The sequence below is a fragment of the Streptomyces musisoli genome (genome assembly GCF_016741855.1).
GTDB classification, from domain to species: Bacteria; Actinomycetota; Actinomycetes; order Streptomycetales; family Streptomycetaceae; genus Streptomyces; species Streptomyces musisoli.
Genome location: NZ_JAERRH010000002.1, coordinates 135,540 through 148,448 on the forward strand (window position 1 = coordinate 135,540; position 12,909 = coordinate 148,448).

Annotated in this window: 9 protein-coding genes and 1 pseudogene; 2 read left to right on the top strand and 8 right to left on the bottom strand. The window is 72.9% G+C overall.

What is annotated here, in order from left to right; all coding sequences use genetic code 11:
* The first annotated feature begins 5 nt into the window (after nucleotides 1–5).
* Both tpg and JK361_RS42835 read left to right on the top strand, forming a co-directional pair.
* Nucleotides 6–563: a telomere-protecting terminal protein Tpg gene (gene tpg / locus JK361_RS04715; protein ID WP_201814373.1), complete on the top strand. Its 558-nt coding sequence runs from the start codon at nucleotides 6–8 to the stop codon at nucleotides 561–563.
* A gap of 12 nt (nucleotides 564–575) precedes the next feature.
* Nucleotides 576–662, top strand: a pseudogene (locus JK361_RS42835) (glutaredoxin domain-containing protein); the annotation flags it as partial.
* A 102-nt stretch (nucleotides 663–764) separates the two neighbouring features.
* Here JK361_RS42835 and JK361_RS04720 read toward each other — a convergent pair.
* From JK361_RS04720 to JK361_RS04750, 8 genes are all read right to left on the bottom strand, one after another.
* On the bottom strand, nucleotides 765–1,313 hold the full coding sequence (locus JK361_RS04720; RefSeq protein ID WP_201814374.1) for a DUF4142 domain-containing protein: 549 nt from the start codon (nucleotides 1,311–1,313) through the stop codon (nucleotides 765–767).
* A gap of 350 nt (nucleotides 1,314–1,663) precedes the next feature.
* Nucleotides 1,664–1,786, bottom strand: coding sequence for a hypothetical protein (locus JK361_RS41990; protein ID WP_262418773.1), 123 nt, complete (start codon nucleotides 1,784–1,786; stop codon nucleotides 1,664–1,666).
* Between the two features lie 52 nt (nucleotides 1,787–1,838).
* The gene (locus tag JK361_RS04725; RefSeq protein ID WP_201814375.1) at nucleotides 1,839–2,117 is read right to left on the bottom strand and encodes a hypothetical protein; all 279 of its coding nucleotides are present in this window, start codon (nucleotides 2,115–2,117) and stop codon (nucleotides 1,839–1,841) included.
* 120 nt (nucleotides 2,118–2,237) lie between these two features.
* On the bottom strand, nucleotides 2,238–3,632 hold the full coding sequence (locus JK361_RS04730; protein WP_201814376.1) for a helix-turn-helix transcriptional regulator: 1,395 nt from the start codon (nucleotides 3,630–3,632) through the stop codon (nucleotides 2,238–2,240).
* A gap of 306 nt (nucleotides 3,633–3,938) precedes the next feature.
* Nucleotides 3,939–4,739 carry an oxidoreductase gene (locus tag JK361_RS04735; RefSeq protein ID WP_236052493.1) on the bottom strand — a complete coding sequence of 267 codons (801 nt, stop codon included), beginning with the start codon at nucleotides 4,737–4,739 and terminating at the stop codon, nucleotides 3,939–3,941.
* Between the two features lie 116 nt (nucleotides 4,740–4,855).
* Nucleotides 4,856–5,323: a nuclear transport factor 2 family protein gene (locus tag JK361_RS04740; RefSeq protein ID WP_201814377.1), complete on the bottom strand. Its 468-nt coding sequence runs from the start codon at nucleotides 5,321–5,323 to the stop codon at nucleotides 4,856–4,858.
* A gap of 44 nt (nucleotides 5,324–5,367) precedes the next feature.
* Nucleotides 5,368–6,585: a cytochrome P450 gene (locus tag JK361_RS04745; protein WP_201814378.1), complete on the bottom strand. Its 1,218-nt coding sequence runs from the start codon at nucleotides 6,583–6,585 to the stop codon at nucleotides 5,368–5,370.
* A gap of 37 nt (nucleotides 6,586–6,622) precedes the next feature.
* Nucleotides 6,623–12,853, bottom strand: a complete 6,231-nt coding sequence (locus tag JK361_RS04750) for a type I polyketide synthase (protein ID WP_201814379.1) — start codon at nucleotides 12,851–12,853, stop codon at nucleotides 6,623–6,625.
* Nucleotides 12,854–12,909 lie beyond the last annotated feature (56 nt).

The window sequence follows — 12,909 nt, forward strand, 5'->3', positions numbered from 1 at the left end:
CGGTCATGGCGGACTCCGTCGGGGACAGCCTGGACCGCGCGCTGGAGGGGGCGTTCACCCGCCCCGTCCCCAGGAGCGCCCAGGCGCAGATGAGGTACCTGGTCAAGCAGCTCAAGGGCACCAGGGCGGCCGCGGGGCTGCTGGGGGTGTCCCAGCGAACCGTGGAGCGGTATGTGACGGGCCGGCTCAAGCGGCCCCGCCAGGAGTTGCGGGAGCGCCTGGAGCGTGAGGTAAAGAAGCGGTGGCAGCCGCAGGTGCGGGCCAGGGCCAGGAAGAAGGCGGCCGCCACCGACGGGCTGGTCGTCTCCACCCGTGCCCGGTTCGGGTTCACCGCCGCCCCCGGCACCACCGATGACGCCCGGATCCGCGACATCACCCAGGCCCTTCCCCCCGCCTACGCGGACCGCCTGTTCACCGCCCGGGAGCAGGGCGCCACCGAGCGGCAGCTCCAGCAGATCGCGGCCGAGGGCCTCGCGCAGATGTACTTCCGCGCCGACGACACCCGCGCGCCCGGCCTCGGAGTGGAATTCACCGACGTGGAACACATCGAGATCGACCTGTAGCGCAGCCCCCGCGAGACCGTGCCGACCGTCGTCGTGGCGGGCCGGCCGCGCACCAGCCCCGACCCTGCCTGGCTGCGCGGACAACTTCCGCCTTCCGCGCGACCGGGAGCGGCGCGGTGCCGGAAACACCCGCTACGTACAGAAAGAGGCGCCGATCGCCCACGGGGAGCGACCGGCGCCTCCGGGGTCGTCCCTGCCGGGTCAACGGGCGGGCGGCGGGGTGTGGCACTGGCCGCCGTACACCATGTTCAGGTGAGCCTGGATGACGGGACGAGCCATTTCGGCGTAGGCCTTGACCTGGCTGTTCTGAGCATTCGCAATCTCCTGGTCGATCTTGGCCAGTACCGCCTTGTGGCCCTTGAACATCATGTTCAGCCAGGCCGTGTCGTAGGCCGGTGTGTGCGCCTTGTCCGCCACGGGAGCGAACATCGCCTGGTCGGCTTTGGTGGGGCCGTTCGGAAGGTGAACTCCCAAGGACGCGGCGACCGGCTCCAGTTTCGTTTCGAGCTGCGTATGGTTGGCGTGCAGGACGCGGCCGGCCTGCTGGACGCATTCGGTGGTGGCGTTCTGCTGGGCATTGGCTCCCGCCGCGATCTCACTGACGTTGACGTTGCCCATGAACTCCACGAAGCTCTTGTCGCTGCGGGTGGCCGGCGGGGCCGCACTGTCCGCTGACGCGATTCCAGCGGATACGCCCACCACGGACACAGCGGCCAGAGCCACCAAAACCGAACGGTTTCCATGCTTCATCTCATGCCCCTTCCAAAAGGTATGAACATGGACATGAACCGCCCGGTCCACGCCCTGGAGTCCCCAGGTTCTCCCGTCGCCAGTGCATGAACGGTCCCCTCACCGGGGGACCCGGCGGGGGAGCGAGCCCCGTACGTCCGCCGGACGCACCCCTCATCCGCCGACGGGGCCGCTCGGTGTCCGCGCCGGCATGCCGAGAGGGCGGTGGCCGTCTCTGTGCGAGCCCCCGAGGCGCGATGGGACTTTGATCGTCAGGGCGCCGCGCGGGAGGCCCGTTCGGACTCTCACCCGGATCGCCCCCAGTACCGCCGCGGGCCGGACAGGTGCGCTGCCACCCGAGGCATCAACGGTCAGGAACCGCTCGGGGGTGGTGTGGCGGTTCCGTCGGGCAGTCCGGGCTGTGGTGCCAGGGTGGCCTGTTCGATCTCCGCCTGGGTGCGGGCGACGAAGTTCCACCACATGTCGAACTCCATCGGTATTTCCGCAGGTCAGCGACCTTCGGGACCGCTGCTGGTCAGCAAAAGGTCAGCATCGGTCGCGAGGAGTCGATTCGCGTGGCACAGGGTTCGTTGCCCCGGCAGGGGGATCGCCGGGCGGGATGTGGTGGCCAGGCCACAGCGCCCCGCGCAGGGAGTGGCCCGCGCTCGCGGCGGCCCGGTCGCCCGGGGGTGTCATCGCGGTGTGGGCGGCGGGGTGCGCGGCCGTCATGACGGCCGTGTCCGGCACGGTCCCGTGGCAGCCGCCGACGGCCGCGGCCGGGGCGCCGTGCATCAGGAACAGCCCGAGCAGCGCCGCGATCAGCACGGCGGCCGCACCACCCGGCGGTGGCAGGCCCCGGCCGTGCCCCGGGCGGACTGCATGACGATCGCGGCTCCACGGTACGGGGTGCGCCGGTGAAACAGCCGGGCGGCGACTGCGGCCGGACTACTCCGGCCGGGAGTCGTCGGGCGGCAGCCGCAGCGCCTCGGCGATCTTCGGGTGCTCCAGCGCGTCGCCGAGCGGATCGGCCTTCGGCACCGTGTCCGGGTGCCGCAGGCCCAGTTCCCGACGGATCTCGGCGAGATGCCCGATCCGGGCCAGATAGTCGGCGAGCAGCACATCGACCCGTGCCGCCGCCGCCTTCGGGTCGTCGGGCAGCAGGGCACGGATCAGCGCCTGGTACTCCTCGGGAGCTTCGACGGGGGTGCGATGGCGGGGCAGCTTCCTGATGACGGTGTACGGGTCCAGCTCGTCGAAGACCCAGTAACCGGTGTCCTGCTGCTCGGCCCAGATGACCGTGTCCCGCTCGGTGGAGAGGGTGAGCTGGTGCCGCGGGCCCGCGAGCCGGCTCAGCGCGGGCAGCGGTACGGCACCCGGGCCGGCCAGCGCCGCCGCCTCCTGCGGGGTGGGCACGGAGAACTGCGCCTCGGCGGTGGGGTGGTGCGGGTCCACGACGGCTTCCCGGGCCGGGGTGTGCCGTCTGTTGAGCGCCGGCCGGCAGTCGTGCTTGTGCGCGCCCTCGTGCTTGATCCAGGTGATCACCACCAGCCGGGAGTTGGGCAGTCCCGCGGGGTACAGGACGTTGCTCACCACATGGATGGTCGCGTAGTCGTGGCGCGGCAGGGCCTGGAGGAAGTGGCGGCCCTCACCGCTCCTGCGGACTTCCGAGCTGGCGTGCCAGAGCCGTTCGCAGTCCGGGTCCTGGAGGATGTGGGTGAGCAGGTCCTGAAGCTCGGTGTTGTGCGGGTGCTCGGCGAGTGCGAAGCGGAGCTGCTCCAGGTAGATCGCGGCGTGGTGCTCCCAGTTGATGAGCTGCCGGCGGGCCTCCTTGCTGCGCAGGGCCCAGCGCATGAGGTTGGCCCCGGGCTCGCGCACCCACGGGTACCACTCGGCCATGGCGGTGTTGTAGCCGATGATGTCCCAGCTGAGGTCGCTGATGTAGGCCGGGTTGGGCATCTGCTGGTCGAGCAGCAGCTCCATCAGGCTCGCCGCCTCCGCGCTGAGCGCCGGCAGCGGTGTGGTGACCGCACCCCCGAGGGCGTACAGATGAAGAGTCGCCTCCTGGTCGGGGCCGAGCATCAGTTCCTTGGTGAGCGCGTCGAGGATGGACCGCTCCAGGCGGGGGGTCGTGCCGCCCTCCAGGTCGATGTACCACCGCACGCTGCGGCCGATGGCCTGCGCCACCTCTTTCTGGGTGAGCGGACGGTCGAGGCCCCGCTTGTGGCCGGCCGCGGCGCGCCATGCCCGAAGTAACCCCGCCAGGCCCATGAGTTCAAGGGAGGTAAGCGCCTTTTTCCCGTCACTCGAGGATTCGTGGGGTATGCGTGCGGACTTGGGCATGCTCCTGTCCTCCGTAGTAGGAACGGACCCTGATCGGCGAGTGGGGGTAGGGGTTCGGCAACCGTCTCCGCAAGCCGATTCCCTGTTGTTGACAGCAAATCAGCAGGTGGAGCCAGACAAGAGGTTGAAGCATACATTCATAGAGTTCGAGCTGTAAAAAATTGCATCCTGGGTGAATCTGCTGGAACCCTCTCCTTCCGCCCCGCGGAGCGTTTGTTTTCGGCCATGGGTGACGCGAACACGGCCACGGGCCGGTGTCGTGCGACACCGGCCCGCAAAGTCCGTCGGCAAGCCGCCCCGAGGCGGTCAGAGCTGCGGCAGAGCACCGCCGTCGATCACATAGCCGACGCCGGTGATGCGCCGGGCCCGGTCCGAGGCGAGGAACGCCACCAGGTCGGCCACGTCCGAGGGCTCGGTGATGCCCGCCATCGGGGAACCCTCCGCCTGGACCATCATGTGGACGACCGCGTCACCGTCCTGCCCGGTGGCGCCCATGATGTGCTCGGCGACCAGATCCATGGCGGGGGTCTTGACAAGGCCGGGCAGGATGCTGTTGACCCGGATGCCGTGCGGGGCGACCTGGGTGGCCAGCCCCTTCGCGTAGTTGACCAGCGCGGCCTTCGCCGCACCGTAGTGCAGCAGGGGGCCGGCCGGGCGGCGGGCGACGGTCGAGGCCACCTCGATGATCACCCCGCTGCCCTGCTCGACCATCGACGGCAGCACGGCCCGGTCCAGGCGGACCGCGGCGAGGTAGTTCGTGTTCAGCGCGTCGACCCACTCCTCGTCGGATATCGAGGCGTATCCGTCGAGTTGCGGCATTCCGCCGCTGCTCGCCCCGCCCGCGTTGTTGACCAGGATGTCGATGCCGCCGAGCAGCTCGAAGGCGGATTCGGCCAACTGCCGTACGCCCTCCGGGGTGCTCACATCGGCGGTCACCAGCGTCACCGAGTCCGGGAGGCCCGGCGCCTCCTTGCGCGCCGAGGTCACCACGGTCACCCCCTCCTCGGCCAGCCGCTGCACTATGGCCAGGCCGATTCCGCGGGTGCCGCCCGTGACGAGTGCGCGCTTGCCCGGCAGGCCTGCCGACGCATTGCTCCCCTGAGCCATGATGAACGTGCTCCTGTCTTCCGTCTTCGCCGTGTTCTCTTACGGGTTGTACTGTTTCCGGGCTTTTCCGCCGGGCGCGGTCGCCGAATGCGCCGCGCCCGGCGCGGGGCACAGCGCTATTCCCCGGATTTCCGCTCCGCCTGCCGGGCCGCGGCGATATCCGCGATGTTCTTGTTTCCCTCGGCCCACAGAACCGTCATCGCCAACTCGTCGATCTTCCAGCGGTCCGCGGACCGGACGAGGTGGAAACGGTAGGTTCCGCCCACGCGCCACAGCGGGGAACCCATGAGGTTGTCCAGCCGGTGCGTGGCCTGGAAGGAGGCGGTGCATTCCGCGGTGTCGCCCTTCAGCGTCACCAGGTGATTGGTCATCAGGTGCTGGGAGGCGTCGTAACCGCCGAGCACCGCGATCCAGGAACCGACCAGCTCCCTGGCGCTCACCGTGCTCGGTTCGCCGCCGAGTAAACTGGTGTAATCCAGCAGCACCTTGTCCGTGAACAGGTCGGTGACCTCGTCCCATTCATGCCGGTCGGTGTGCCAGCCCATGCGATCACAGGTCTCGATGATCGCGTAACGGTCGTCCATGCGTGCTTCCTTACGGGGAGGGGTGCGGCCGGGCGGGGCGTCGCCTACCAGGTGACGGGGAGGTCGTGCAGACCCTCCAGCGTCATGCCGACCTTCATGCGGACCTGGTCCATCGGGACGGCCAGCCGCAGCGTCGGGATCCGGTCGAAGAGGGTGCCGAAGAGAATCTCCAGCTCGGCTCGGGCCAGGTTCTCGCCCAGGCAGCGGTGCGGGCCGTGCCCGAACGCCAGGTGGCCCTGGGTCGAGCGGCGGATGTCGAAGGTGTCGGGGTTCTCGAAGAACGCGGCGCTGCGGTTGGCGGCGGCGGTCGAGAGGATGACGCCGTCCCCCTCCTTGATCTGCTGCCCGGCCACCTCCACATCGGTGGTGGCGACCCGCAGCGTGGTCAGGTCGGCGATCGACAGGAAGCGCATCAGCTCCTCCACCGCGCCGGGCAGCAGCCCGGGGTCCTTCCGCAGCAGCGCCAGCTGGTCGGGGTGCTCCAGCAGCGTGAGGGTGCCCAGACCGATCATGCTGGTGGTCGTCTCCTGACCGCCGATCAGCAGGGCGACCATGAGCTTGGACACCTCGATCTCGGTCAGCTCGCCGGTGTGCAGCCGCTCGGTGATCAGCGTGCTGAGCAGGTCGTCACCGAGGTGGTCCTGCTTGGCTTGCACCACCTGCACCAGATAGTCAAGCAGCTCCCGGCCGGCCAGCACCGCCTTCTCCAGGTCGGGGGCCTGCATGATGCCCTGGGCGTGCACCTCGAACAGCTCGTGCTCCTCGTAGGAGATGCCGAGCAGCCGGCAGATCACCCGCGACGGCAGCGGCCTGCCCAGCACCGCCACCAGGTCGACCGGGCCGCCGTGCCGCAGCAGCTCGTCGATCAGCTCGTCGGCCACTTCCTGGATCATCGGCCGCATCTTCTCCACCTGCTTGGCGGTGAAGCGCGGCAGCAGCATCTTCCGGCGCGCCTTGTGAGCCTCGCCGTCCAGGCCGAACAGCTCCTGGGTGAACTCGGGGAAGTTCTTCTCACGTTCGGCGAGGATCGGGAACTTCGGGTTGTCGTGGTCGGAGGAGAAGACCTTCGCGTCGGCGAACATCTCCCGGGTCTCCGGGTAGCCGGTCACCAGCCAGGCGGTCCGGCCGTCGTACAGCCGCACCTGGGACAGCGGGCCCTGCTCGTCCAGCTCGGTGTACTCCGCCGGCGGGTGGTAGGGGCAGCCGCGCCGCATCGGGTACTCGTGCAGGTCCTCGCCGGTCACCGTCGGTATCTCGGTCATGTGCGTTCTCTCTCTCGTCGTTCGGATTGACGTGGTGTCAGTTCGAGGTGAGCCAGTCGTGCACCGCGTGCGCGACCGCTTCGGCGGCGTCCTCCACGATCGTGAAGTGGTCGCCCGGCACCGGCCGTACGGCCATGGGGAAGGCCAGGGTCCGTTCCCCGGGGCCGGGCCACGGTGCCGCGTCGTCCGCGGCCGGCATCGGGTCCGAGGCCTGGACCAGCACGGTCGGCGCCTGCGTGGCGGACGGGGTGAAGTCGGCGAACAGCCGCAGATACGCGCCCATCGCGGTCCACCGGACATGGTCGATCCGGCCGAACACGTCCTCCCGGTCGAACATGCCCCGGGTGAGGGCCGGCTGGATCGCCGGCAGACTGCTGTCGACGAAGTAGGTATCCAGCAGCACCACGGCCGACGGACCACGGCCCTGGCGCTCCAGCCGTCCCGCCACCGCGTTGGCCAGCCAGCCGCCCGAGGAGTAGCCGACCAGGACGAACGGCGCCTCGCCCGCGCAGCGCAGCACCGCCTCGGCCTGGGTCTGCACCATGGCGGTGAAGTCGGCGGGCACCGGCTCGTCCGCGACGAAGCCCGGCACCGGCAGCACCGACACCGTGCGCACCCCGTCCAGCGCGGTGGCGAACCGCGCGTACTGCAACGGGCTCGACGACGCGCCGACGCTCGGGAAGCAGATCAGCGCGGGCTCCTCGGGACCGGTGGCCAGGCGCAGCGGCTCCAGGACGGCGGCCTGCGCACGGTCGGCGGTGAACGCCGGACGCAGCCTGGAGGCGGCCATCAGGAACTCGTTCGCCTCGCCGATCCGGTCCTCGGCACAGGCCTGCCGGTAGAGGGCGTCGATGGTGTCCTGCGGCGCGGCGCCGGCCCCGTCCCCGCCGGGCCGGGCGGCGTCCAGCAGCTCGCCCAGCCGGACGGCGAGCGCCTCGGGGGTGCCGCTGTCGAACACCACCGTGGCGGGCAGCCGGAGGCCCGTCGCCTCGCCGAGCGCGTTGCGCAGTTCCACCGCGGTCAGCGAGTCGAATCCGGACTCCAGGAACGGCCGGCTGTCGTCGAACTCCTCCGGGGCGGCGTGGCCGAGCACCCCGGCCGCGCGCGCCCGCACCAGCTCGCGCAGCGCCGCGGCCCGCTCCTCCCCGGCCAGCTCGGCGAGCGGCCGGGCGGCCGGGGCCGGCCGGCGCCGCGCCGGGGGCACCAGTCCGCGCAGCGCGGCCGGTATGTCCGTGCCGCCCGCGCTGCCGCGCAGCACCGCGGTGTCCAGGCGCATCGGCACCAGCAGCGGGTCCTCGCCCGCCCAGACCGCGTCGAACAGCGTGAGCGCCTGGTCGGCGGGGAGGGCGGCGATACCCGTGCGCGCGAACCGGGCCAGCTCGCCCCGGTCCAGCGTGGCGGTCATGCCGCCCTGCCCTTCCTCCCACGGGCCCCAGGCCAGCGAGACCCCGGGCAGCCCGCGCGCGGCCCGGTGCTGCGCCAGGGCGTCGAGCCAGGCGTTCGCGGCGGCGTAGTTGCCCTGCCCCGCGGCGCCCAGCACCCCGGACGCCGAGGAGAACAGGACGAACGCCGAGAGCCGGGCGTCGCGGGTCAGCTCGTGCAGATGGGCCGCGGAGTCCGCCTTGGCCCGCAGCACCGCGTCCAGCCGCTCCGGGGTCAGCGAGGTGAGCACCCCGTCGTCCAGGACCCCGGCGGTGTGCACCACGGCGGTCAGCGGATGCGCGGCGGGGATGTCCGCCAGCAGTCGGGCCAGCGCCTCCCGGTCGGCCACGTCGCAGGCTGCGACGGTCACCCGGGCACCCAGCGCGGTCAGTTCGTCGGCCAGTTCGGCGGCGCCCTCGGCCGCCGGACCACGCCGGCTCGCCAGCAGCAGATGCCGTACCCCGTGCCGGACGGCCAGCCGCCGCGCCACTTGGGCGCCGAGCCCACCGGTGCCGCCGGTCACCAGCACGGTGCCCTCCGGGTCCGGCCCCGGCCGGTGCGGGGCGGTGCCCCGAGGTGTGCCGCCGTCCGGGTCCGTGAGTTGCTCCGGCGCGGTGGGTACCGGGACACGGGCGAGCCGGGGGACCGTGAGCGCGCCGGCGCGGATCGCCAGCTGGGGTTCGCCGCTGCCGAGCGCCGCGGCCAGCGCGCGCGGCGACTCCTCGGCAGCGTCCATGTCGATGAGCACGAAACGGCCCGGGTTCTCCGTCTGCGCGGACCGGATCAGCCCCCACACGGCCGCCTGCGCCGGCGCCGGGACGGTGTCCCCGCCGACGGCCGCCACCGCGCCCTCGGTCACGAACGCCAGCCGGGCACCGGCGAAGCGCGGGTCCGCGAGGCACGCCTGGGCCGCCGCGAGCGCCTCGTGTACGGCGTTCCACTCCGCCCCGGTCACCTCGGTGGCCGTCGGCGTGTGCACGGCCACGACGACGGCGTCCGGCACCGGCTCGCCCCACTGCGCCGGATCGCCCACCCGGACGACCTCGACACCGGCGGCCTCGAGCCCGGCCGCCCACCGCGCCGCCGGTCCGTCGCCGTCCGTGCCCAGCACCGCACAGCGCCGCACCGGGGCCGCGTCCTGGTCCTGCGTCAGCTGCTCTTCGAGGCGCGGCCAGTCGAGCCGGAACAGCACATCGCGCCGTATTCCGCCCGCGGCCCGGATCTGCTCCGGCGAGACCGGCCGCAGCACCAGGGACCGCACCGAGGCCACCGGCCGCCCCTCCTCGTCGGCGGCCGTCACCGCGACCCCGTCGGTCCCGGCCGGCGCCAGCCTGACGCGCAGCCGCGCGGCCCCGGTGCGATGCAGCGCCACGCCGTTCCAGGAGAACGGCACCCGCGCCTCGCCCCCGCCCTCGACCAGACCGCCCAGACCGGCCCCGTGCAGGGCCGCGTCCAGCAGCGCCGGATGCACACCGAAGCCGTCGGTGCCACCCGCGCCCTCGGCGGGGAGCGCCACCTCGGCGAACACCTCCGCACCGCGCCGCCACGCCGCGCGCAGCCCGCGGAACACCGGGCCGTAGCCCAGGCCCGCGGCGGCGAGATCGTCGTACAGGTCCGCCACCCCGATCGCGTCGGTGCCCTCGGGCGGCCACACCGCGAGCGGTTCCGGCTCCCCGGTGGCCGGGGCGCCGAGGACACCGGTGGCGTGCCGCACCGGCGGCTGTGCCGACGCCGCGTCCCCGGCGGCCGAGTGGATGCTCACCGGACGGCGCCCCGATTCGTCGGCCGGGCCGAGGAAGACCTGGACGGTCACGGCGCCGTCCCCGTCCAGGACCAGCGGCGCCTGAAGGGTCAGCTCCTCCAGCTCCGGCAGCCCCGCCTCCCGGCCGGCCGCCAGCGCCAGGTCCACCAGGGCGGTACCGGGCAGCAGCGGGGCGCCGAGCACCGTGTGGTCGGCGAGCCAGGGGTGCTCAGCCGCGGACAGCCGGCCGGTGAACAGGATCCCGTCCCCGGTCGGCAGCTCCACCGCGGCCCGCAGCAGGGCGTGGTCCACCGCGCGCAGACCCGCGAGGTCCGGCTGTCCCGCCGCCTTGTCCGCGGCCGGGTCCAGCCAGAACCGCCGCCGCTGGAACGGATAGGTGGGCAGGTCGACCGGCCGGGGCCCGGTGCCCGCGAAGTACGCCTCCCAGTCCACCGGCGCGCCGTGCGCGTGCATCCGGGACACGGCCGCGACCAGCGTCTCCGTCTCCGAGCGGCCGGCGCGTGCGGTCGCCGCCGACACCGCGCCCTGTGCCGTGAGGCAGCTCTGCGCCATCGCCGTCAGCACACCGTCCGGACCCAGCTCCAGGAACTTCCCGGCACCCCGGGCCTCCAGGGTGCGCACGGCGTCCAGGAACCGCACCGAGCCGCGCGCATGGCGCACCCAGTAGTCGGGCGAACGCAGCTCCTCCGCGGTGGCCACGGCCCCGGTCAGGGTGGACACCAGCGGGATCCGCGGCGGCCGGAACTCAAGGCCCCGCGCCACCTCCCGGAAGGCGTCCAGCATCCCGTCCATGTGCGCCGAGTGGAAGGCGTGGCTCACCGTCAGCCGCCGGGTCTTGCGGCCGCGCGCGCCGAACATCCGCGCCGTCTCCTCGACCGCGGCCAGATCGCCGCTGAGCACCACCGAGGACGGCCCGTTGACCGCCGCGACGGCGACCCTGCCGTGGAAGTCCGCCAGATACGGCAGCACCTCCTCCTCGGCGGCCTGGACCGCGATCATCGCACCGCCCGACGGCATCTGCTGCATCAGCCGGCCCCGCTCGGCCACCAGCAGCGCGGCGTCCGGCAGGGACAGCACCCCCACGGCGTGCGCCGCGGCCAGTTCGCCGACCGAGTGGCCGGCGACGAAGTCCGGGCGCACACCCCACTGTTCGAGCAGCCGGAACAGCGCCACCTCGAAGGCGAACAGCGCGGGCTGCGCGTACGCGGTCTCGTCCAGCAGGCCGTCCGCGTCCGCGCCGCCGGCGACGACCTCCTTCAGCGGACGGTCCAGATGGGCGTCGAGCGCCTCCGACACGGTGTCCAGCGCATCGGCGAACGCCGGGAACGCGGCGTACAGTTCCTGGCCCATCTCCCGGCGCTGGCTGCCCTGGCCGGTGAACAGGAAGGCGAGACCCGCACCGCCGGCCGTTCCCCGCACCAGGCCGGGCGCGGTGCCGCCGTCCGCGAGCGTCCGCAGTGACCGGCGCACCTCGTCCCGGTACCGGGCCACCACGACCGCACGGTGGTCGAGCACCGCGCGCCGGCTCAGCGACCAGGCGGTGTCGACGGGCCGCTCGTCCGGCCGCGCGCCGAGATGCGCCACCAGCCGGGCCGCCTGCTCGCGCAGCGCCTCCTCGCTCCGGGCGGACAGCAGCCAGGGCAGCACCACGTCCTGGTCGGAGGCGGAGGGGCTGACCGCGGGCTCCGGGGCGGGCTCCTCCTGCGGTGCCTGCTCCAGCACCACATGGGCGTTGGTGCCGCTGACGCCGAAGGACGACACGCCTGCGCGGCGCGGACGGTCGGAGCCGGGCCAGGGCTGTTCCTCCGTCAGCAGCCGCACCGCGCCGGCCGACCAGTCCACGTGCGGGGTGGGCTCGTCCACGTGCAGCGTGCGCGGCAGCACGCCGTGCCGCAGCGCCATCACCATCTTGATCACCCCGGCGACACCGGCCGCCGCCTGGGTGTGGCCGATGTTCGACTTCACCGAGCCCAGCCACAGCGGACGGTCCGCCGGACGCCCCTGACCGTAGGTCGCGAGCAGCGCCTGCGCCTCGATCGGGTCGCCGAGCCGGGTGCCGGTGCCGTGCGCCTCGACGGCGTCGACGTCCGCCGGCGACAGCCTGGCCCGGTCCAGCGCCGCCCGGATGACCCGCTGCTGGGAGGGGCCGTTAGGCACGGTCAGGCCACTGCTCGCGCCGTCCTGGTTGACGGCGGAGCCGCGGATCACGGCGAGCACCGGATGGCCGTTGCGCCGTGCGTCCGACAGCCGCTCCAGCACCAGCACGCCGGCGCCCTCGCCCCAGCCGGTGCCGTCGGCCGCCGCGGCGAACGACTTGCACCGGCCGTCCGCGGCCAGCCCGCCCTGCCGGCTGAACTCGACGAACACGCCGGGGGTGGACATCACCGTCACCCCGCCGGCCAGCGCCAGCGAACATTCCCCGTTGCGCAGCGCGTTGCCTGCCAGATGCAGCGCCACCAGCGAGGAGGAGCACGCGGTGTCCACCGTCACCGCCGGGCCCTCCAGCCCGAAGGTGTACGCCAGCCGGCCGGAGGCGACGCTGCCCGCGCTGCCGTTGCCGAGATATCCCTCCAGCGCCTCCGGGGCCTCGGTGACCCGGCTGCCGTAGTCGCTGTACATCACCCCGAGGAAGACCCCGGTCCGGCTGCCGCGCAGCGAGTCCGGGGCGATCCGGGCCCGCTCCATGACCTCCCAGGCCAGCTCCAGCACCAGCCGCTGCTGGGGGTCCATCGCCAGCGCCTCGCGCGGGCTGATCCCGAAGAACTCCGGGTCGAAGTCCGCGGCGTCGTACAGGAAGCCGCCCACCCCGGCGTGCGACCTGCCCGGCCCGTCGGCGTCGCCGAGCAGCCGGTCCAGGTCCCAGCCCCGGTCGGCGGGCAGCCCGGAGAGCGTGTCACGGCCGTCGGCGACCAGCCGCCACAGCTCCTCGGGGCCGGTGGCGCCCCCCGGGAACCGGCAGGCCATGGAGACCACCGCGATCGGTTCCCGGGCCCTGGCCTCCACCTCGTCCAGGCGCTGCCGCGTCTGCTGCCCCTCCGCGATCGCCCGCTTGAGATATTCGCGGAGCTTGTTCTCGTCCGCCATGCGTTCCACTACCTTCCCGACAGCCGGCACGACGGCTGGTCACGCTGATCACGCTC